General features: G+C 74.2%; 23 protein-coding genes. 12 read left to right on the forward strand and 11 right to left on the reverse strand.

Annotation, left to right across the window (positions count from 1 at the left end; all coding sequences use genetic code 11):
* Window positions 1–6 precede the first annotated feature (6 nt).
* The gene (locus ITJ44_RS14285) at window positions 7–567 is read right to left on the reverse strand and encodes a CGNR zinc finger domain-containing protein (RefSeq protein ID WP_194636206.1); all 561 of its coding nucleotides are present in this window, start codon (window positions 565–567) and stop codon (window positions 7–9) included.
* A gap of 73 nt (window positions 568–640) precedes the next feature.
* Here ITJ44_RS14285 and ITJ44_RS14290 point away from each other — a divergent pair, with 73 nt between their 5' ends.
* Window positions 641–1,597, forward strand: coding sequence for a DMT family transporter (locus tag ITJ44_RS14290; protein ID WP_194636207.1), 957 nt, complete (start codon window positions 641–643; stop codon window positions 1,595–1,597).
* Window positions 1,598–1,601: 4 nt separating this feature from the next.
* Here ITJ44_RS14290 and ITJ44_RS14295 read toward each other — a convergent pair whose 3' ends face one another.
* The 3 genes from ITJ44_RS14295 to ITJ44_RS14305 all read right to left on the reverse strand — a co-directional run bounded on the left by ITJ44_RS14295 (window position 1,602) and on the right by ITJ44_RS14305 (window position 4,953).
* The gene (locus tag ITJ44_RS14295) at window positions 1,602–2,705 is read right to left on the reverse strand and encodes an aromatic acid exporter family protein (RefSeq protein WP_194636208.1); all 1,104 of its coding nucleotides are present in this window, start codon (window positions 2,703–2,705) and stop codon (window positions 1,602–1,604) included.
* Between the two features lie 62 nt (window positions 2,706–2,767).
* Entirely contained in the window at window positions 2,768–3,430 is a 663-nt protein-coding gene (locus ITJ44_RS14300) for a class F sortase (protein ID WP_194636209.1), read from the reverse strand.
* Complete coding sequence (locus ITJ44_RS14305; RefSeq protein WP_194636210.1) at window positions 3,427–4,953, reverse strand: tyrosine-protein phosphatase; 1,527 nt, start codon at window positions 4,951–4,953, stop codon at window positions 3,427–3,429. Before ITJ44_RS14305 ends, ITJ44_RS14300 begins: the two co-directional genes overlap by 4 nt.
* 296 nt (window positions 4,954–5,249) lie before the next feature.
* Between ITJ44_RS14305 and ITJ44_RS14310 the strand changes: the two genes are divergently transcribed.
* The 7 genes from ITJ44_RS14310 (at window position 5,250) to ITJ44_RS14340 (ending at window position 10,428) form a co-directional block, all read left to right on the forward strand.
* Window positions 5,250–5,786 (forward strand): DUF2231 domain-containing protein, encoded by a 537-nt coding sequence (locus ITJ44_RS14310; protein ID WP_194636211.1) that lies wholly within the window; start codon window positions 5,250–5,252, stop codon window positions 5,784–5,786.
* A 63-nt stretch (window positions 5,787–5,849) separates the two neighbouring features.
* Window positions 5,850–6,254, forward strand: coding sequence for a tautomerase family protein (locus tag ITJ44_RS14315; protein ID WP_194636212.1), 405 nt, complete (start codon window positions 5,850–5,852; stop codon window positions 6,252–6,254).
* Between the two features lie 250 nt (window positions 6,255–6,504).
* On the forward strand, window positions 6,505–7,305 hold the full coding sequence (gene modA, locus ITJ44_RS14320; protein ID WP_194636213.1) for a molybdate ABC transporter substrate-binding protein: 801 nt from the start codon (window positions 6,505–6,507) through the stop codon (window positions 7,303–7,305).
* A gap of 43 nt (window positions 7,306–7,348) precedes the next feature.
* Entirely contained in the window at window positions 7,349–7,753 is a 405-nt protein-coding gene (locus ITJ44_RS14325; RefSeq protein WP_194636214.1) for a molybdopterin-binding protein, read from the forward strand.
* A gap of 25 nt (window positions 7,754–7,778) precedes the next feature.
* Window positions 7,779–8,588, forward strand: a complete 810-nt coding sequence (locus tag ITJ44_RS14330; RefSeq protein ID WP_194636215.1) for an ABC transporter permease — start codon at window positions 7,779–7,781, stop codon at window positions 8,586–8,588.
* Entirely contained in the window at window positions 8,585–9,631 is a 1,047-nt protein-coding gene (locus ITJ44_RS14335) for a sulfate/molybdate ABC transporter ATP-binding protein (RefSeq protein WP_194636216.1), read from the forward strand. Before ITJ44_RS14330 ends, ITJ44_RS14335 begins: the two co-directional genes overlap by 4 nt.
* A gap of 230 nt (window positions 9,632–9,861) precedes the next feature.
* Window positions 9,862–10,428 carry a manganese efflux pump MntP family protein gene (locus ITJ44_RS14340; protein ID WP_194636217.1) on the forward strand — a complete coding sequence of 189 codons (567 nt, stop codon included), beginning with the start codon at window positions 9,862–9,864 and terminating at the stop codon, window positions 10,426–10,428.
* A gap of 71 nt (window positions 10,429–10,499) precedes the next feature.
* Here the strand turns inward: ITJ44_RS14340 and ITJ44_RS14345 are convergent, their stop codons facing one another.
* Window positions 10,500–11,093, reverse strand: a complete 594-nt coding sequence (locus ITJ44_RS14345; RefSeq protein ID WP_194636218.1) for a TetR/AcrR family transcriptional regulator — start codon at window positions 11,091–11,093, stop codon at window positions 10,500–10,502.
* The gene (locus ITJ44_RS14350; protein WP_194636219.1) at window positions 11,090–11,683 is read right to left on the reverse strand and encodes a sugar O-acetyltransferase; all 594 of its coding nucleotides are present in this window, start codon (window positions 11,681–11,683) and stop codon (window positions 11,090–11,092) included. Before ITJ44_RS14350 ends, ITJ44_RS14345 begins: the two co-directional genes overlap by 4 nt.
* A 24-nt stretch (window positions 11,684–11,707) precedes the next feature.
* Between ITJ44_RS14350 and ITJ44_RS14355 the strand changes: the two genes are divergently transcribed.
* Window positions 11,708–12,295: a DUF1349 domain-containing protein gene (locus tag ITJ44_RS14355; RefSeq protein WP_194636220.1), complete on the forward strand. Its 588-nt coding sequence runs from the start codon at window positions 11,708–11,710 to the stop codon at window positions 12,293–12,295.
* A 58-nt stretch (window positions 12,296–12,353) separates the two neighbouring features.
* Here ITJ44_RS14355 and ITJ44_RS14360 read toward each other — a convergent pair whose 3' ends face one another.
* The gene (locus ITJ44_RS14360) at window positions 12,354–13,322 is read right to left on the reverse strand and encodes an aldo/keto reductase (protein WP_194636221.1); all 969 of its coding nucleotides are present in this window, start codon (window positions 13,320–13,322) and stop codon (window positions 12,354–12,356) included.
* A gap of 188 nt (window positions 13,323–13,510) precedes the next feature.
* Between ITJ44_RS14360 and ITJ44_RS14365 the strand changes: the two genes are divergently transcribed.
* Window positions 13,511–13,720, forward strand: coding sequence for a three-helix bundle dimerization domain-containing protein (locus ITJ44_RS14365; RefSeq protein ID WP_194636222.1), 210 nt, complete (start codon window positions 13,511–13,513; stop codon window positions 13,718–13,720).
* Window positions 13,721–13,942: 222 nt separating this feature from the next.
* On the opposite strand, the gene ITJ44_RS14370 is transcribed toward ITJ44_RS14365, so the two are convergent.
* Window positions 13,943–14,851 carry a GNAT family N-acetyltransferase gene (locus ITJ44_RS14370; protein WP_194636223.1) on the reverse strand — a complete coding sequence of 303 codons (909 nt, stop codon included), beginning with the start codon at window positions 14,849–14,851 and terminating at the stop codon, window positions 13,943–13,945.
* A 131-nt stretch (window positions 14,852–14,982) separates the two neighbouring features.
* On the reverse strand, window positions 14,983–15,633 hold the full coding sequence (locus ITJ44_RS14375) for a hypothetical protein (RefSeq protein WP_194636224.1): 651 nt from the start codon (window positions 15,631–15,633) through the stop codon (window positions 14,983–14,985).
* Window positions 15,634–15,801: 168 nt separating this feature from the next.
* Here ITJ44_RS14375 and ITJ44_RS14380 point away from each other — a divergent pair, with 168 nt between their 5' ends.
* Together ITJ44_RS14380 and prpB are read left to right on the forward strand one after the other, a co-directional pair.
* Entirely contained in the window at window positions 15,802–17,352 is a 1,551-nt protein-coding gene (locus tag ITJ44_RS14380; protein ID WP_194636225.1) for an MmgE/PrpD family protein, read from the forward strand.
* Complete coding sequence (gene prpB / locus ITJ44_RS14385; protein ID WP_194636226.1) at window positions 17,352–18,266, forward strand: methylisocitrate lyase; 915 nt, start codon at window positions 17,352–17,354, stop codon at window positions 18,264–18,266. Before ITJ44_RS14380 ends, prpB begins: the two co-directional genes overlap by 1 nt.
* A 22-nt stretch (window positions 18,267–18,288) precedes the next feature.
* On the opposite strand, the gene ITJ44_RS14390 is transcribed toward prpB, so the two are convergent.
* Together ITJ44_RS14390 and ITJ44_RS14395 are read right to left on the reverse strand one after the other, a co-directional pair.
* Complete coding sequence (locus ITJ44_RS14390; RefSeq protein WP_194636227.1) at window positions 18,289–19,446, reverse strand: FAD-dependent monooxygenase; 1,158 nt, start codon at window positions 19,444–19,446, stop codon at window positions 18,289–18,291.
* A 5-nt stretch (window positions 19,447–19,451) separates the two neighbouring features.
* A complete protein-coding gene (locus ITJ44_RS14395) occupies window positions 19,452–20,111 on the reverse strand; it encodes a TetR/AcrR family transcriptional regulator (RefSeq protein ID WP_194636228.1) in 660 nt (219 codons plus the stop codon).
* Window positions 20,112–20,148 lie beyond the last annotated feature (37 nt).

Here is a 20,148-nt window from a genome sequence, read left to right on the forward strand (position 1 = left end):
GGTGGGCTAGCCCACCGGATCCTGCGCGCGGCGCTCGCGGAACGCGACCATGTTCATCCGGTTGCCGCAGCGCACGCTGCAGAACCGCTTCGAGCCGTTGCGGGAGAGGTCGACGAGCACGCCGTCGCAGTCGTCGGCGGCGCATTCGCGGAGGCGGTCGGTGGCGTCGGAGCGCACGACGTCGACGAGGGCCATGGCGGCCTCCACGAGGATCCGGTCGGCGAGCGGCGCGTCCTCCGGCGTCGCGTGCAGGTGCCAGTCGAGGGCGTCGTGCCGCACGAGGCGCGGCGCCGCGTGGTGGCGCGCGAGCAGCTCGTTGACGGGATCCACCATGGCGTCGCGGTCGAGGCCCCAGATCTCCCGCAGGCGGGCGCGGGCGCGGTGCACCTCGCGGAGCTCGCGCTCGTCGCGGTCGAAGCGGCCGGAGAAGCCGCTGCGGGTCATCAGGTCGGCGAGCTGCTCCGGGGTGGCGAGCAGGTCGTCGCCCGAGCGGGTGGCGCGCGGGGCCGTGTTGAGGATCACGGCGTCGAACGTCAGCACGTCCTCCGTGTCAGGGGTGAAAAGCAAGTTGACTCCTTATCCACGACGAGTCTAACGTCAGGACCGTAGGCCGCATGGCCCCTGACGAGACGAGCGCACCATGGATCGACGCCACCTGACCACCGGACTCGTCCTCGCGATCGTCGCCGCCTGCTCCTTCGGGCTGTCGGGCGCGTTCGTGAAGCCGCTGCTCGAGTCCGGCTGGAGCCCGGTCGCGGCCGTGGCTCTCCGGGCGCTCGTCGGCGGGCTGATCCTCGCGCCCGTCGCGCTCGTGCAGCTCGGCGGCGACCTCCGGCCCGTGCTGCGGGCGTGGCGCCGGGTGCTCGGCATGGCGCTCGTGGGCGTCGCGGGCGCGCAGGTCATGTACTTCGCCGCCATCGAGCGGATCCCCGTCGGCACGGCGATCCTCATCGAGTTCATGGCGCCGCTGCTGCTCGTGGCGGTGGCGTGGGCGATGGGCCGCCGGCGGCCCGCGGTGCCGGTGCTCCTCGGATCCGTCGCCGCGGCCGGCGGGCTCGCGCTCGTGGTGTCGCCGTCGGGCGGCGGGACGCTCGATCCCCTCGGCCTCCTCTTCGCGCTCGGCGCGATGGTCGGCTGCGCCGGCTACTTCGCGATCGCGGCGCGCGGCGCGGACGGGCTGCCGCCGGTGGCGCTCGCGGCCGCCGGGCTGCTCGTCGCGGCGGTGCTGCTGGCGCTCGTCGGCGCGACGGGGATCCTGCCGTTCACGGGATCCGTCGCCGACGTCTCGATGCTCGGGAGCGTCGTGCCGTGGTGGGTGCCGATGCTCGTGGTCGGCGTGGTCGCGACGGCGCTGGCTTACGGAGCCGGGATCACCGCGGGCGCGATGCTCGGATCCCGCCTCGCGTCCTTCACCGGCCTGCTCGAGGTCGCGGCGGCCGGCGCCTGGGCCTGGCTGCTGCTCGGCGAGGAGCTGACGGCGCTGCAGCTGGTGGGCGGCGCGCTCATCGTGGCGGGCATCGTCGCGGTGCGGTTCGACGCGCGGGCGGACGCGCTCCCGGAGGGCGCGGAGGCGGCGACGGCCTCGCCCGCCGCCTGACCCGCTACGGCGCCGGTGACTCCGCCGCGTCGACCGGCTCGAGGTGATGCAGCACGCGCTTCAGGTGCATGGCGGTGAGAACGCCCGGGCCCATCGCCCGGCCGAGCTCCTGCGCCCGGCGGTCGACCGCCTCCACAAGCAGGCGCACCTGCCGCGCGGCGTCGCCCATCGCGCGGTGGCGCTCGGGGGAATCGGGGTCGTCGAGGTCGAGCACGCCCGCGACCGCGTGGCACGCGTCGTGGATCGGCCCGGTGATCTCCCGGTCGAGGCCCAGCGCGCCCCGCTCCTGCCAGATGGTGTCCGCGAGCGCGGCGGACACGTCGCGGACGTGGAAGACGATCTGGTCCATCGCCTCGAGCCGGGCGTGGTCGATGCGCACGTCGCGCTTGTTCACGAGCGTGCGCGGGTTGCCCTTGCGGCTCTCGTCGGCCTCGGCGAGGTCGGCCCGCACGGCGCGCGCGGTTCCCGCGAGGTCCTCGCTCGCGCGGATCCAGTCGGCGTGCGCGGGCGGGGAATCGGCCTCGACCGCGTCGCCCACGTCCCGCAGCCGGTCGGCCACCTCGCGCTGGAACGCGCTGATGCGCGCGCCCGCCGCCCCGCTCGACAGCTGCGGCGCGATGAGCACGTTGATGAGGAGGCCGGTCACGACGCCGACGGCCATCTGCACGAGGTAGCCGAGCGAGTACTGGTCGGCGTCCTGCCCGCCGACGATGAGGACGAACAGCGCCGCCATCGGCACGTACTCGCGGCCGGCGCCGAACCAGCCGGAGCCGGAGAGGATCACGCCGACGCCGACGATCACGGGGATCGACCACCACGAGGGGCCGGTGGTGAGGATCACGGCGGTCGCGAGGACGATGCCCGCCGCGAGGCCGAGGAGCGTCTGGAGGCCGGTGCGCGCGGATCCCATGAGCGTCGGGTACATGCTCACGAGCGCGCCGAGCGGCGCGTAGTAGGGGTACTCGTTCGCGACGCCCGGCACGAACGGCGCGACGGCCCACGCGATGCCGACCGCGAGCGCGGTCTTGCCGGCGAGCAGCAGGCGGTCGGGGGAGACGGCGGCGCGCCAGGCGCGCGCGACCTCGAGCCGTGCCCTCGCCATGCGCATCTCCCGAGGCTATCGACGCGGGGAGCGCCCGGCCGCATCGGGCGGCGCGCTCCCCGCGGCGATCAGGCGCGCGTCGCCTCGATCACCATGTCGTCCCGCGACGGGCTGCCGTCCGGGCGCTGCAGGCACGTGATGACGACGAGCCGGCCCGGGGTGTCCGCCCAGACCTCGGCGTCGTCCGGGAGCTGGCCCTTGGGCACCGCGCGGCTGGATCCGACGGCGTAGTCGACGCCCGCCACCTGGATCACCGTGCCCGGGGCGACGCTCGCGCTGCCCGCGGCGTCGTCGATGAGCCGGTCGCCGGGGCCCGTGCCGCCGCCGCGCACCGAGTGCATCACGACGAAGACGGTGCCATGCGCGGCGTCCTCGGGGGCGACGCCGAGGTCGCGCACGCGGTACGCGGAGGAGAAGCCCGGGGGATCCACGACCCCGCCGACCACGTCGACCGCGCCGAGCGGCACGTCGAGCCCGACCGAGGGCGCGCGGAAGCGGCCGAGGCCCGAGTCGACCGCGGTGCCGGCGCCGTCGGCACCCGCGGCGGGTGCCGGGACGTCGGCCTGCACCGGCGCGCCCGCGAGGTCGCGGGGGAGGCCGGCCGAGACCGGCCACCCGCCCACCGCGGCGAGCGCGCCCGCGACCACGGCCGCGGACGCGACGACGACGCCGGCGGCGGTGAGGAGCCGCCGCCGGGTCGTCCGGCCGTCCGACGTCGCCGGCGTCGTCACGGCCTGCGCAGGGCGGCGCGGCGACGGACGACGGTGCGGCCCGCGATCGCGGCGAGGCCCGCGAGGCCGAGGGCCGCGAGCGCGAGGCCCGGCCACGGGTCGGCGGCGACGGACGTGCCGCCGGTCGCGACCGCGGGGCCCGCGTGGCGCGCGCCGGTCGCGGTCGTGGTGAGGGCGGAGACGGCGGCGGCGCTCACGGTGATGGTCGCGGGATCCGAGACCGCCTGCCCCTGCGCGTCCACGAGGGTCAGCGTGTGCGTGCCGGGGTCGGTGCCCGCGGGGATCGTGACGGTGCCCGACGCGGTGCCGTCGGATGCCGCGGTGACGGATCCGACGTCGGTCGGCGTGGAGTGCAGGACCACGCGGTACGTCGCGCCCGGCGTGAGGCCGGCGGCGCGGAACGCGACGGTGCCTCCCACGGTGGGCGCGGATCCGCCCGGCAGCGCGATCTCCGCGAGCCCGGCCGTGATCCGATACGTGCGCGTCGTGCGCCCGTCCGCCGCGGTGACGGTGACGGTTACGGTGCGGCCGTCGACCGCGATGGACGACGTGGCCGCGCGGTCCGCGGTGGTCACGCGCACGTCGGCGGCGGCGATGGCGGGGAGGCCGACGGGCACGACGGCCCCGGCGGATCCGGCCGCGTCGCCGAGCGGGACGGTCACGCCGCCCACGGTGATGGACGCCGCCGCCGCGTCGTCCGAGACGAGGAGCTCGGAGCGCAGGGCCTGGATCTCCTGGTCGTCGACCCCGAGCGTGGTGCGGATGTAGGAGTCGAGCCCCGCGTAGCGCGACGCGATGCCGGCCTCGAACGTGCCCTGGAGGAGCGCGGGCTTGGCCCAGTCGACGCCGAGCTGCGTGTTCGAGAGGAGGTAGTCGTGGAGGATGTCGGCGCTGCCGACGCCGAGGATCCGGTCGAGCAGGTCGATGACGGTGCCCGTGCGGTCCATGCCGTGCGAGCAGTGGATGAGGATCGTGCCGTCCCCGGTGTGCGACGCGATGGCCTGCAGCACCTGGCGGTACGCGCTGATCATGACGCCCGGGTGGGCGGCGTCGACGTGGCCCTTGTCGATGAGGTCCTGGTACATGACGGTGTCGTCCGGGTAGTCGCCGTCGGCGCCGAAGAGCGAGATCGCGACGGTCTTCGCGCCGGGGATCGGCACGTCGGGCTTCTTCTGGATCTGGCCGGGCGTGCGCAGGTCGATCACGAGGTCGACGTGGTGCGCGGTCGCGAGCGTCGCGGCGCCGGCCGCGGTGATCTTGTCGAGCGATTCCGTGCGGATCAGGCGGCTCGCGGCGACCGTGCGCCCGTCGAGGCCGGTGTACGCGCCGAGCTCGCGGCCGTTGACGAGGCCGGGCACGTCGGTGATGAGGTGGTCGCTCGCCGTGGGCGCGGGCTGGAGCGCGGGGTCGGTAGCGGCGTGGGCGGGTGCGCCGATGCCGACGGAGAGCGCCACCGCGGCGGCTGCCACGGTGAGGGCGCCGATGCGCGCGGGGGCGGCACGGCGGGCAGGGGGGATCTTCACGTTCGTCCTTCTGTGGTGGGATGCGCGCGGGGTCGCGCAGGCCGGCGCGGGCGCTCGGCGACAGGAGCATGGAGCACGGCGCGGGGCCGGGAATGAACGGGAAGTTCTGCTTCGGTGAACACCCGCCGAGGGGGCGCCGGACGCGGCCGGTGCTCGCGCGCCGATGTCCGGTATCTGCACGATGGGCCTCGCGCGTCGAGATTCCGTTCCGGGTCGGGGTCCGTGCTCGCCCCACGCGACAGGATGGCCTCCCGGGGTCGCGACCTCCGCGGACCGCGGCGAGAGAAGAGAGACGGATGTCCTGGCAGATCAACGGGTTGCCCCTGCACCCCCTCATCGTCCACTTCGTCGTGGTCGCGTTCCCCACGGCCGCGCTGCTGATCCTCGTCGGGGCGGTCTGGCCGGCGTTCGCGCGGCGGCTCGGGATCATCACCCCGCTGGTCGCGCTCGCCTCGCTGATCGCCGTGCCCCTGGCCACGTCCTCGGGCGAGCACCTCGAGGAGCAGGTGGGCGGGAGCGCGGTCCTCGAGGCCCACACCGCACTCGGCGACACGCTCCTGCCCTGGGCGGTCGCCGTCTTCCTGGTGGCCGTCGCGCAGTGGCTGTGGATCCGGCGCCTCGCGCGGCACGGCGCCGGCCGCGACGGCCAGGGCGTCCCGCCGGGTCGTCGCCGGATCATCACCGCCGTCCTGGCGGTCGCCGTCCTCGTCTCCTCCGTGGGCGCCATCGTCACCACGATCCGGATCGGCGAGTCCGGAGCCCGTGCCGTCTGGTCGGACTCCGGCTCCGACTCGGGAGACGGCGGGACGGGAAGGGGCGGGGACGACGGATGACCGCCGGCGACGCCGTTGCCGTCGCCTGAACCCCTCCACCCACCACCGAACGGACGGAACCCCATGCCCCTCATCCGCATCGACCTCGTCGAAGGCCGGCCCGACTCCGAGATCACGGCGATCGGCGATGTCCTCATGCGCACGCTCGTCGACGTCTACGGCCTGCCGGAGCGCGACCGCTTCCAGATCGTCACCGAGCACGCGCCGGGTCGCCTCACCGCCCTCGACGTCGGGCTCGGCATCGCGCGGTCCGAGCAGGTCGTGATCATCCAGATCTTCACGCAGGCCGGCCGCAGCACCGAGGAGAAGCAGGAGTTCTTCCGCGTCCTCGCGGCCTCGCTCGACGAGGTCGGCGTCGCCGGCGAGGACCTCGTCGTCGGCTTCGTGGAGAACACCGCCGCCGACTGGTCCTTCGGATTCGGCCGCGCCCAGTACGTGACCGGGGAGCTGCAGAAGCCGGGATCCTGAGGGGGCATGCGGCCGTTCCGCGCACGCAGACCACCGGCATCCAACGCCTGCGACCGGGCTCGGATCGGCGCGAGGCCGCCGAGCGACCCGCGCCGGGACTCGCGCGTCCCGTGCAGCAGCACATGCAAAGACGGATGCATGCCGTCTCCGGTTCCGCTTCTGCCTGCCTAGACTGGCTCTGATCACGCGAACGCGGATCCTCGCATACGGCGCGACGCTGCTCGCGTCCGGTCGACCGGAAGGCACGCGCATGACGTGGTCCCGCTCCCTCGCCTCGATGGTCGCGGCGGGAGCGCTCGTCGCCGCCCTGGCCGGATGCTCGGCTCCCGCGGGGGATGACGCGCCCGCGGCATCGTCCACGCCCGGCTCGTCCCTGTCGGGATCCATCACCGTGTTCGCCGCGGCATCCCTGAAGGGCACGTTCACCGAGCTCGCGTCCGCGTTCGAGGAGCAGAACCCCGGGACGACGGTCGGGCTGAGCTTCGCCGGCTCCTCCGACCTGGTGACGCAGATCACCAACGGCGCGCCGGCGGACGTCTTCGCCTCCGCGGACGAGAAGAACATGGCCAAGCTCACCGACGCGGGCCTCATCGAGGGGACCCCGGCGGACTTCGCGACCAACACGCTCGAGATCGCCGTGCCCCCGGGCAACCCGGCCGGCGTCACCTCCTTCGCGGACCTCGGGAAGGCGGGCGTGACGACCGTCGTCTGCGCGGCGCAGGTGCCCTGCGGCGCCGCGACCGCCACGGTCGAGAAGGCGACCGGCGTCGACATCCGGCCGGTGAGCGAGGAGTCCTCCGTCACCGACGTGCTCGGCAAGGTCACCTCCGGGGAGGCCGATGCGGGCCTCGTCTACGTGACCGACGTCACCGCCGCGGGCGACGCCGTCACGGGCATCGCGTTCCCCGAGTCCGCCGAGGCCGTGAACACCTACCCGATCGCGCCCGTGAAGGCCGCCGCGAACCCGGACCTCGCGGCGGCCTTCGCCGCGTACGTCACGAGCGCCGCCGGCCGGCAGGTCCTCGCCGCCGCGGGCTTCGGCGCCCCGTAGGACGGGCCGCTGCTTCCGCTGATCCGGCTCTAGCATGGGTGCCATGCCGCAGATCAGGATCAAGAACGCCGCCGACTACCTCGGCGTCAGCGATGACACCATCCGTCGGTGGATCGACAACGGCACCCTGGAGAGCACCAAGGACGGATCCGGTCGCCTCGTCATCGACAGCCTCTCGCTCGCGCGCCATGCCCGGGAGAACGCGGTGCTGCCCGTCGACGCGAGCGAGGTCGGCCGGTCGGCCAGGAACCGGTTCGTGGGCATCGTGACCGACATCACCTCGGACCCGGTCATGTCCCAGGTCGAGCTGCAGTGCGGCCCGCACCGGGTGGTCTCGCTCATGTCCACCGAGGCGGTCCGCGAGCTCGGCCTCGAGCCTGGATCGCCCGCGATCGCGGTGGTCAAGGCCACCATGGTCATCGTCGAGACCCCGACCGGCAGGGCATGACCGCGCGCCATCGGAGGGGAGGCGGATGAGGCCCTCCTCCGGCCTCCCGCGCTGGGTCGTCGCGGTGGCGGTCGTCGGCGGCGCGTTCGTCCTCCTCCCCCTCGTCGGGATCCTCACCCGCGTGGACTGGGCCCGGTTCCTCCCGCTCATCACCTCCGAGTCCTCGCTCGCCGCGCTGGCGCTGAGCCTGCGGACGGCCGGGACCGCGACCGCGCTGTGCGTCGTCATCGGCGTGCCGATGGCCCTGACCCTCGCGCGCACGTCGTTCCCCGGCCAGGGCCTCGTCCGCTCGCTGGTGCTGCTGCCGCTCGTGCTGCCGCCCGTGGTGGGGGGCATCGCGCTGCTCTACACGTTCGGCCGGCTCGGCCTGCTCGGGAGCACGCTGCAGGCGCTGGGGATCCAGATCTCCTTCTCCACCACCGCCGTGGTCCTCGCGCAGACCTTCGTCGCGCTGCCGTTCCTCGTGCTCAGCCTCGAGGGGGCGCTGCGATCCGCGGGCAGCCGCTACGAGAGCGTCGCCGCCACCCTCGGCGCGCGGCCCACGACGGTGCTGCGCCGGGTGACGCTGCCGCTGATCCTCCCCGGGCTCCTGTCGGGGGCGATCCTCGCCTTCGCCCGGGCGCTCGGCGAGTTCGGCGCCACCCTCACGTTCGCGGGGAGCCTCGAGGGCGTGACCCGGACGTTGCCGCTGGAGATCTACCTCCAGCGCGAGACCGACCCGGACGCGGCGGTCGCCCTGTCGCTGGTCCTGGTCGTCGTGGCCGTGCTCGTCATCGGCCTGGCCCACGGCCGCTCGTCCCGTCCTGCCCACGCGCGCGGAGGGACCGGATCATGAGCCTGGAGTTCACCGCGCGGCTGCGGGATCGGGGCTTCGACGTCGACCTGCGCGTCGAGACGGGCACCACGACCGCGGTCCTCGGCCCCAACGGCGCCGGCAAGTCCACGCTGGTGAGCCTGATCGCCGGCCTCCTCGCGCCCGACGCGGGCCGGGCGTCGCTCGCCGGCACGGTGCTCTTCGACACGGACGCCGGGCTGCGCCTCCCGCCGCACCGTCGCGGCGTCGCGCTCCTGGCCCAGGACGCGCTGCTGTTCCCGCACCTCAGCGTGCTCGAGAACGTCGCCTTCGGTCCCCGGAGCGCCGGCATGGGCCGCGCGGAGGCGACCGCGCTGGCACGCACGTGGCTCGCCGAGGTCGACGCCACCGAGCACGCCGATCGGCGTCCCCGCGAGCTCTCCGGCGGGCAGGCGCAGCGGATCGCGCTCGCCCGGGCCCTCGCGCCCCGCCCGCAGCTGCTGCTGCTCGACGAGCCGATGGCCGCCCTCGACGTGACCGTCGCCCCGCAGCTGCGGCGCATGCTCCGTCGCGTCCTCCGCGACCGCACCACGATCCTCATCACCCACGACGTGCTCGACGCCCACACGCTCGCGGACCGCGTCGTGATCCTCCATCACGGCCGCATCGTGGAGCACGGGCCGACCCGGGACGTGCTCGAACGCCCGCGCACCGCCTTCGCCGCGGAGATCGCGGGCCTCAACCTCCTCCGCGGGACCTCCACCGGGACGGGCCTCGACGACGGCGCCGGTCATGAGCTGCGCCTCCCTCGCGGCCGCGCTCTCCCCGCGGGAGCCGCGGTCGCCGCGGCGTTCCGGCCCACCGCCGTCACGGTCGCGGCCGCCACCCCGCAGCAGCCCGCGAGCAACCGCGTGCGCGCCCGCGTGCACGACCTCGAGCGCCACGGCGACGTGATCCGGGTGCGCGCCGCGGGCATCTCGGCGGATCTGGGCCCCGCGGAGCTCGCGGCGTCCGGCATCGACATCGGGGACGAGGTCGACTTCACCGTCGACCCGGACGCGGTCGTGCTGTACCCGGCGGGCTGACAGCCCGGTACGTCCCGTCCGGGGGCCCCGGGCCGGTCTGCCAGACTGGTCGCGAAGGGGAGTAGCTCCCGACCAGCCTCATCGTCCGAGGCGCGGCGGTACGTCGACATGCTGGTGATCGTTCACCCGGCGTACCACCCGCCTCCGTGCGGGCGAGCGAGACCTTCGGCATCCCGCCATGCCGAGAGCACCCTTCGTGCGCCTCGGCCACCCGCACGAAAGGCCGCACCATGACCTTCCTCCCGCTCCTCCTCATCGCCGTCGGCGTGTCCGCCGACGCGTTCGCCGTCGCCCTCACCAAGGGCGTCCACATGCGCACCTTCCATCTCCGCAACGCGCTCGTCATCGCCGTGGTGTTCGGCGTCTTCCAGGCGGTGATGCCGCTGATCGGCTGGCTGCTCGGCACGAGCTTCGCGGCCTCCATCACGGGCGTCGACCACTGGATCACCTTCGGGCTGCTCCTGCTGGTGGGCGGGAAGATGATCTGGGAGGCGCTGTCCGCGCACGAGGACACCGAGAAGGACTACGACCGGCTGAACGTCCGCGAGCTGCTCGTGCTCGCCCTGGCGACGAGCATCGACGCGCTCGCCGTCGGCATCACCCTCGCGTTCCTGCCCGGGTCGATCGTCGACGCGATCCTGCTCATCGGCGCCACCACCCTGGTGCTCGCGTTCGCCGGCATCGTGATCGGGCACCGCGTCGGGGCCCGCTTCGGCAAGCCCGCGGAGATCGCCGGCGGCATCATCCTCATCCTCATCGGCACCCGCATCCTGCTCGACCACCTCGGGATCCTCTGACCGGCTGGCGCCTCCCGGATCCGACGGGAGGGAACCGGTCGGCGCGCGGGTAGGCGCGACGGGCGGTCGGGCTAGCGCGACGGCCGAGCCCGCGCCGCCGGGGCGGACGCCGAGCGCAGGATCCGCCGCACGGCCTCGCGCACGAAGGCCTCGCCGGGCGGCTCGGGATCGAGCGCGCGGTGGATCGAGAGGCCCTCGACGAGCGCGTCGAGCATGCGCGCGGTGGTCGGGTCGACGTGCTCCTCGAGGGCCGCGCGGCTGCGGGCCATCCAGCCCTGCGTGATGGTGCTGTACTCGGGCCTGCGTGCGGCGAGCGTGTAGAGCTCGTGGGTGAGGACGAGGTCGCCCTGCGTCCCCAGGAGGTCGCGCACGATGACGTCGACGACGGCGGACTCGGCCTCCTCGTGCGTGCGGGCGCTGCCCATGCGGCGTCGCATCCGCTCCGCGACGCGGTCCGCGAAGCGCGTGAACGCCTCGCGGAGCAGGTCGTCCATGCCGTCGAAGTGGTAGGTCATCGAGCCGAGCGGGACGTCGGCCGCGGCGGCCACCCGGCGGTGGGTGGTGCCGTCGACCCCGGCGTCGGCGATCACGTCGAGGCACGCGTCGATGATCCGGTCGCGGCGGTGGGGGTCCGCCCGTCGGGGCGTCCGCGCCGTCGTCGTCATGGTCGGGCGGCGATCTCGCGGATCACGCGGGCGGGGTTGCCGACGGCCACGACTCCGGCCGGGATGTCGCGCGTCACGACGGATCCGGCGCCGATGACGCTGTCGTCCCCGATGCTCACGCCGGGGCAGACGATCACGCCGCCGCCGAGCCACACGTTGTCGCCGAGGGTGATCGGGCGCGCCGCCTCGAGCTTGTCGCGGCGGGGCTGCGGGTCGATCGGGTGCGTGGGCGTGAGGAGCTGCACGTTCGGCCCGATCTGGCAGTCCTCGCCGATCGTGATCGCCGCGACGTCGAGGGCGGTGAGGCCGCCGTTGACGAAGGTCCGGGCGCCGATGCGGATGTTCTCGCCGTAGTCGACGAGGAGCGGCGGGCGGACGACGGCATCCGGTCCGAGCGCTCCGAGCAGCTCCTCGAGCAGGGCGCGCGCGGTGGCCGGGTCCTCGACGTACGCGCGGTGGTACGCGTCCGCCAGCTGGACGGCGCGCTGGGCGATGCGGGCGCTCTCGGGGTCGTCGGCGATGTAGAGGTCGCCGGCGAGCATCCGCTCGCGATTCGTCCGATCGTCGCCGGCGAAGTGGTCGACAGTCATGTGTACAAGCGTACACTCGCCCGCATGGACACCATCGACTGGACCACCGGCTCCTGGACGAACGCGCCCGCCCACGTGGCGATGGCGGACGACGGGATGCGGGTCACCGCCGTCGAGGGGAGCGACGCCTGGCGCATCACCTCCTACGGCTTCGTGCACGACACGGAGCACGCCCTCCTCGCGCCGTTCGCCCCGGGCACGGCAATGGAGGTGTCGTTCCGGCTCGACTTCTCCGCCCAGTTCGACCAGGCCGGCGTCTTCGTGCGCGTCGACGAGGCCACGTGGATCAAGGCCGGCGTCGAGCGCAGCGACGGGGAGGACGGCCTCGGCGCGGTCGTCACCCACGGGCGGTCGGACTGGTCGCTGGCGCCCGTCCCCGGGTGGCACGGCCGGCTCGTCACGATCCGCGCCAGCCGCTCCGGCGACGCGCTGACGGTCCGCGCCCGGGTGGACGACGAGCCGTGGCGACTCGTGCGGGTGGCGCCCCTGGATCCCGATGCCGCCGTCACCGCGGGCCCGATGTGCTGCGCGCCGACGCGGGAGGGCCTCACCGTGCACTTCACCGCGTGGCGGATCGGGGCGGCGGACGCGGGCCTGCACCCGGAGGGCTAGGCGGTTCAGGCGGGGATCACCTGCTGGGTCGCCGGCGCTGCCGCCGATGGGCGTGCGGTCACCACCAGAACGGGGGCTGCGTCACGTACGGGCTCTCGAGCCGGGCGACCTCGTCGTCGGTCAGCTCCAGGTCCAGCGCGGCGACGGCGTCGGTGAGGTGATGGGGCTTCGTCGCCCCGATGACCGGCGCGGCGACCGTCGGGTTCCGCAGCACCCAGGCGAGCGCGACGCGGGCCATCGGCACCCCGCGCTCGGCGGCGACCTGCTCGACCGCGTCGATGACGGGGCCGTCGGCGTCGGTGTCGAAGGCCTCGGCGACCCTGTCGTTCTGCGATCGCGCGGTGGTCGCGCCGCGCGGCCGGGTGAGCCGGCCCTTGCCGTTGGGGGAGTACGGCGTGAGGCCGACGCCGGTGTCGGCGCAGAGCGGGATCATCTCGCGCTCCTCCTCGCGCTTGAGGAGGTTGTACTGGTCCTGCATCGCGGCGAAGCCCGTCCACCCGTTGACCGCCGCGGCACGCTGCAGCTTCGCGAACTGCCACGCGTGCATGGACGAGGCGCCGAGGTAGCGGACCTTCCCCGCGCGGACGACGTCGTCGAGCGCCTGCATCGTCTCCTCGACGGGAGTCTCCGGGTCGAAGCGGTGCAGGTAGTGGACGTCGATGTGGTCCGTGCCGAGCCGGCGCAGCGAGGCGTCGACCTGCTCGAGGATCGCGGCCCGCGACAGGCCGGATCCGCCGGGCCCGTCGTGCATGCGCCCGGACACCTTCGTCGCGAGCACGATGTCCTCGCGCCGGGAGAAGCGGCGGATCGCCCGGCCCACGTACTCCTCGCTCGTGCCCTGCTGGTACACGTTGGCGGTGTCCCAGAACGTGATGCCGAGCTCGACCGCCTGGCGGAAGAAGGGCGCCGACGCGTCCTCGTCCATGGTCCAGGAGTGCATGCCCCGGGTGGGATCGCCGTACGTCATGCAGCCGAGGGCGAGGCGGCTCACCTGGAGGCCGGTGCTGCCGAGTCGGGTGTGCTCCATGTGCCTGCTCCTTCGCGGTGTCCCCTCCACGTTACGGCGCGGGCGCGGCGACCAGGGTGGCGCCGGCGTCCATGGACGATCGGCGCCTGGAGGACGGGCCCGCAGGGACGCCCTCCGCGTCACGCCGTCGATGACGTGCGCGGGGCCCGGAGGTGGGGGCGATCCCGATCCCGGGGGATGATGGATCCATGACCACTGACGTCGACTACGACCAGATCGTCCGCGACTCCACCGAGCAGCTGCAGAAGAAGTTCCCCGAGCACTCCGAGGCCGAGCTCCGGACGGTGGTGGAGGAGGAGCTGGCGACGCTCAAGGACGCGACCGTGCAGGACTACCTCTCCGTCCTCACCGTGCGCGCCGCCCGCAAGCGCGTGAAGGCGCAGGGCCGCGCCGACTGACCCCCCCTTCTGGGCTCTGCCCCGACATCCGGATGCGCCTACGGTGAAGACGCGTCGACGGGCCAAGAGGGGCCCTGGCGTTCGGCACCACCAGATGGACCCGGCCCGGACCCCGCCGGTGGCGGGCTCGACCTCCCCCGATGGCGGGCCCGCCGGCCCTGGTGCCGGGAGCGGCGGCGCGGTCGCCCCCCCGAGGTGCGGGCATCGCGGGACGCAGGCGGGTCAGGGCGCGGGCAGCGCCACCAGCCACGCATCCACCGCGTCCTCGCGCTCGACGCGGAACCCCGCCCGCTCGTAGAGCCGGCGCGCCGCGCTGCCCTGGAGCACGTCGAGGCGGAACGGGCGGCCGTCGTCGTGCCGGTCCATGAGATCGCGCAGCACCTCGCCGCCGATCCCCACGCCCTGCAGCGCCGGATCCAGGTAGAAGTGCTCGATCCAGTGCGCGTCGGGCTCGTCGCGGCGGGCGATGAGGCCCGCGTCGCGGCCGCCGACGCTGATCACCCAGGTGCGCTCGGGCGCCCACCTGTCGAGGAAGCGGCGGCGGGCGCGCGTCCGGTCCCAGCGGCCGAGCCGCTCGAGGTCGTCGCGGAGGACGTCGGCGCGCAGGTCGGCCATCCAGGCGGCGTCGCCAGGGAGGGCAGGGCGGAGGATCCACCGGGGGAGCGGCCCGGGGTCCACGCGCAGGTCCCGCTCCATGCAGACGCTCGTCGGATCCGCCGCGTACGGCCCGAACCGCGGCACGTGCCGGTAGCCGCCGCGCTCGTACATGGCGATGGCGGCGGTCTGCGGCAGGCCGGTCTCGAGGCGCATGGTCGTCGCCCCGAACGCGCGGGCCCGCTCCTCGGCGGCGACCAGGAGCGCGCGTCCGACGCCGAGGCCGCGCGCCGCATCCGTGACGAACACGCGCTTCAGCTCCGCGGATCCGTCGCCCACGTCGACGACCGCCGCCGTGCCGAGCGCGCGGCCGTCGTTCCGCGCGACGAGGAACGTGACGCCGGGCCGCTCGAGGTCGCCGACGTCGAGCGCGTGGTAGTTCTCGGCCGGGTAGAGGGCGAGCGCGAAGTCGTCGGCCTGTCGCAGCAGCGGCAGCACGTCGTCCTGGCGGGGGGACTCCGGGGTGACGGTGGGCACACCCCAGCGTAGGACGGGCCCCCGGTGGAGATGCCGAGGACCGGTGCCGCCCGCCGGTCATCTCGCGATGCGCACCCCGCGCGGCGACGGCACGGCCGTCCGTCGCCCGCGCAGGCCGCTCGGTGCCGCCGTCAGCGCAGGTCCTTCGGGAGCCCGCGCTCGAGACGCAGCTTCTGGGCGCGACGCTCGACGACGTACAGCCGCCACGACCACGGCACGACCGCGAACGTGACGGCGCCGAAGAACCACTCCACGGGGGTCAGCGTCGTCGCGTCGGCGGGTCGGGCGATGATCCCCGCCTCCTGTGCGATCACGATGCCGACCAGGACGAGCACGAACGACATCCACACGGTGAGGGCGATCGAGATCACGAGCAGCCCGCCGGCGGAGTTCACGGGCTCGACCGCGCTGCCGACGCTGCCCTTGTAGACGCCGTACTCCTCGCGGGTGAGGCCGCGACGCGCGGCGTCCTCGGCCGCGAGCGAGGGTCGGCGGCGGCGAGGCGGACGCTCGACGCGGGTGACCGGGTCCGCGTGAGGCGCGCGGGGGATCCCGCGGGCGTCTCGGCGCAGCCGCACGGCCCGGACCACCGACAGCACGAGCAGCCCGGCCGGTCCGAGGAACGCCAGGGCGAAGGGGAGGAGCAGGAGCCACCGGAGCGAGGGCGCTGCCACGTCGAAGATGCCGCCCGCGAGGACGATCATCGCGAGGAAGACGACCGGCATCGCGAGCAGCGGCCAGATCCAGGCGAGGTGCCGACGGCGGGGCGTGGTGGCGTTCACGCGCCGATCCTCCCATCGGGGCAGCCCCGGGTCGATGCCCCCGAGCGCGGGAGCCGCGACGGCGTCCCGGCCTCGGGCGTCGCACGCCGCCGATGGATACGCTGGACCGGTGCCACGCGGACGAGGCCAGGAGCCCTCCGCGACAGGCGCCCGACCGTGAGGAAGAGCATGCAGATCCACCGCGTCCGCGTCCACCGCAGCGACGAGGCCCTGCCTCCCGGGGAGCAGCTGGCGGGGCGCATCGCCGCCGTCGCCGCCGACCCGGTCGAGGTCGACGCCGAGGTCACCGGGATGATCGTCAACCGCATCATCGACAACGCGGCCGTCGCGACCGCCTCGCTCACCCGCGCGCCCGTCGTCGCGGCGCGCGCGCAGGCCCTCGCGCACGGGCCGTCCACGGGCGGCGCGGGCGCGACCGTCGTGGGCGCGGATCCCGCCACCCGCGTCAGCGCCGAGTGGGCGGCCTGGGCGAACGGCGTGGCCGTGCGCGAGCTCGACTACCACGACACGTTCCTCGCCGCCGAGTACTCGCACCCGGGCGACAACATCCCGCCGATCCTCGCGGCCGCGCAGCACGCCGCAGCCGGAGGCCGGCCCGACGGCCGCGCGCTCACGGGCGCCGACGTGATCCGCGGCATCGCGACCGGCTACGAGATCCAGGTGGACCTCGTGAAGGCCATCAGCCTGCACGCCCACAAGATCGACCACGTCGCGCACCTCGGCCCGTCGGCCGCCGCCGGCATCGGCACGCTCCTCGGCCTCGACGAGGGCACCGTGTTCCAGGCGATCGGGCAGGCACTGCACACCACGACCGCCACGCGCCAGTCGCGCAAGGGCGCGATCAGCACGTGGAAGGCGCACGCGCCCGCCTTCGCCGGGAAGATGGCCGTCGAGGCGATCGACCGGGCGATGCGCGGCCAGACCAGCCCCACCCCCATCTACGAGGGCGAGGACGGCGTGATCGCGTGGCTGCTCGACGGCCCCGACGCCACCTACGAGGTGCCGCTGCCCGCGCCCGGGGAGGCCAAGCGGGCGATCCTCGACACGTACACGAAGGAGCACTCGGCCGAGTACCAGGCGCAGGCGTGGATCGACCTCGCCCGCCGGCTGCACCACGCGCACCCCGTGCTCGCGGACGCGGACGCCATCGACCGCGTCCTCATCCACTCGTCGCACCACACGCACGTCGTCATCGGATCCGGCGCGAACGACCCGCAGAAGTACGACCCGCGCGCCAGCCGCGAGACGCTCGACCACTCGATCCCGTACATCTTCACCGTCGCGCTGCAGGACGGCGCCTGGCACCACGTCGACTCGTACGCGCCCGAGCGCGCCGGCCGCCCCGACACGGTGGACCTCTGGCGCCGCGTCACGACCACCGAGGACCCGGAGTGGACCCGCAGGTACCACTCCATGGACCCGGCCGAGAAGGCGTTCGGCGGCCGGGTGGAGATCCGCCTGACGGACGGCTCGACCATAGTCGACGAGATCGCCGTCGCCGACGCGCACCCGCTCGGCGCCCGGCCGTTCGCGCGGGCCGACTACGTCGCCAAGCTCCGCACGCTCGCCGACGGCGTGCTCGAGGACCGCGAGGTCGACCGCTTCCTCGCCCTCGTCGAGCGCCTGCCCGAGCTCACCGCCGACGAGCTCGCCGGCCTCACCGTGACCGCCCGGCCGGGCCTCCTCGACGGCGCCGGCTCCCCGAAGGGACTCCTCTAGTGCTGCACTCGACCCTCACCTCCGCCGCCAAGCGCCGCGCCTTCCGGGAGCGGCTCGCAAGCGGGGAGCTGCTCCGGATGCCCGGCGCGTTCAACCCGCTGTCGGCCCGCCTCATCCAGGACAAGGGCATGGACGGCGTCTACATCTCCGGCGCCGTGCTCTCCGCGGATCTCGGCCTGCCGGACATCGGCCTCACCACCCTCACGGAGGTGGCCGGGCGCTCGCAGCAGATCGCGCGCGTGACGGACCTGCCGTGCCTCGTGGACGCCGACACCGGCTTCGGGGAGCCGATGAACGTCGCGCGCACCGTGCAGATGCTCGAGGACGCCGGGGTCGCGGGCCTCCACATCGAGGACCAGGTGAACCCCAAGCGCTGCGGGCACCTCGACGGCAAGCAGGTGGTGGACGAGTCGACCGCGCTGAAGCGGATCCGCGCGGCCGTCGACGCCCGCCGCGACCCCGACCTGCTGGTCATGGCCCGCACCGACGTGCGCGGCGTCGACGGCATGGCCGCTGCCGTCGACCGCGCGCGCGCGCTCGTGGACGCCGGCGCCGACGCGATCTTCCCCGAGGCGATGGCCGACCTCGCCGAGTTCGAGGCGATGCGCGCCGCGGTGGACGTGCCGATGCTCGCCAACATGACCGAGTTCGGGAAGAGCGAGCTGTTCACGACGCAGCAACTCGCCGACGTGGGCGTCAACATCGTCATCTACCCGGTGTCGCTGCTGCGCCTCGCGATGGGCGCCGCCGAGCGGGGCCTCGACGCGATCCTGGAGGAGGGCACGCTCGCCGGGAAGGTGCCGGAGATGCAGACCCGCGCGCGCCTCTACGAGCTCCTCGACTACGCGGGCTACAGCGCGTTCGACGAGGACGTCTTCACCTTCACGCTGGAGGGGAACCGCGGCGGGGCGTGATCACTGGTCGCGGTCCCGTCCCTCAGCGCAGAGCCGCCGCCTCGTAGTCCGGGAGGTCGAGGCCAGCCGAGGCGGGCCGGGTGACGAGGCGCATGAGCGGCGCCGCGAGGGCGAGCGTCGAGAACGCCGTGTTGCGGGCGAGGATCCCCAGCCGGGTCGCGGGGGCGAGGAGCCGGCCGGCGTTCACCTTCTGCGAGACGGACGAGTAGCCGCGGAACCGCTCCTCGTACGCGGCGTACGCCGTGGCGTGGTCGCCGTCGGCCCCCAGCAGCTCGCCCGCCAGCACGTACGCGCCCACCAGCGCGAGCCCGGTGCCGTAGCCGCCGAGCGCATTGCCGTAGGCGGAGTCGCCGACGAGCGCCACCCTGCCGGAGCTGAAGCGGTCGGTCGTCACGCGGCTGATGGAGTCCATGTGGAAGCTGTCCGCGGCCGAGATCATGTCGATCAGCTCCGGGATCCGCCAACCGCCGCCCGCGTACGCCCGCGCGACCTGCGCCTTCCGCGCGGCCGTGTCGTCGCCGACCGCGGGCAGGGACTCGGACGCGAACACGAGGAAGGCGGGCGCCTTGCCGCCGCCGAGCGCGATCATCCGGCCGGGCTCGTTGTACATGGCGTCCTCATCGCCCGCGTCGATGTCCGCCAGCACGTAGTAGTGGCCGAGGTGCCGGACGTAGTCCTCCTCGGGTCCGAAGGCGAGGCGCCGGACGGTCGAGTGGATCCCGTCGGCGCCGATCACGAGGTCGAAGGTCCGCGGCTCCGCGCGTGCGAAGGTCACGTCCACGCCGTCGGGACCGTCCACGAGCGACGTGATCGTGTCGTCGAACAGGTGCTCGCAGGTGTCCGCCGTGCGTGCGTGCAGGATCCGGGCGAGGTCGCCGCGCGGGATGTTGATCTGCCCGCCCGCGAACTCCCCGGGCACCACGCCGATGCGCTTCCCGGCCGCGTTCACGAGGATCCCGTCGCCCTCGACCACGCTCGCAGCCCGCACCTCGTCGAGGATGCCCATCCGCTCGAGGACGGCCAGGTGCACGGGCCCCTTGAAGTCGACGGCCTGGCCGCCGGGGCGGACCTCGCGGGCCTTCTCGACGACGGTCACCTCGAAGCCGTGCCGGTGGAGCCAGAAGGCGAGGGCGGGTCCGGCGATGCTGGCGCCGGAGATGAGGATGCGTCGGTTCTGCATGGTGGTCAGTCCTTCCAAGATGTGCGGGGCCGGCCGGCGCGGTCGCGCAGGTCGGAGAAGGCGGCGTCGAGCTCGTCGAACGCCGCAGTCGCGGCCTCCGTCATCTCGGTGGCGGCGGCGTCCGTGACCACGCCGTCGTGGATTCGGGCGCCGATCATGTCGCTGATCGACTGGATCACCGACACCAGCGCCGCGGCGTGCGCGCGCACGACGACGGGGTGCAGGAGCGCGTCCGTCGCGAGGAGCGCGGCGGTGATCTCCTCCACCTGCCCTTCGCGCGCCTCGAGGGCGTAGCGGCGGAGCGCGGCGCTGCGGAGCGTCTGCGTGGGGAACTCGCCGCGGGCGATCGTGAGGTCGACAGCCCGGTAGCGCGCGATGTCCTCGTCGACCAGCTCGCGGAGCGCGGCTGCGGGGGTCCTGTCTGTGGCGCGCTCCCGGACCGCGCGGCCGTAGCGCTCGCGGATCCGGTCGGCCCGGTCGAGGACGAGCTCGTGCTTCGCGGGGAAGTAGTTGTAGACGGTCTGGTCGGAGACGTCGGCGGCACGGGCGACGTCGACGACCGCGACGGCGTCGTACCCGTGCTCGGCGAAGAGCCGGGCGGCCGCGTCCGCCAGCCGATCCCGTGTCTCCTGCTTCTTGCGGTCGCGAAGTCCCTGTTCCCTCATGCTCAGAGGCTAGCGCCAGTCTTTGAGCCGCACAAAC

The organism is Clavibacter sp. VKM Ac-2873, from assembly GCF_015351075.1.
Taxonomy (GTDB): Bacteria; Actinomycetota; Actinomycetes; order Actinomycetales; family Microbacteriaceae; genus Clavibacter.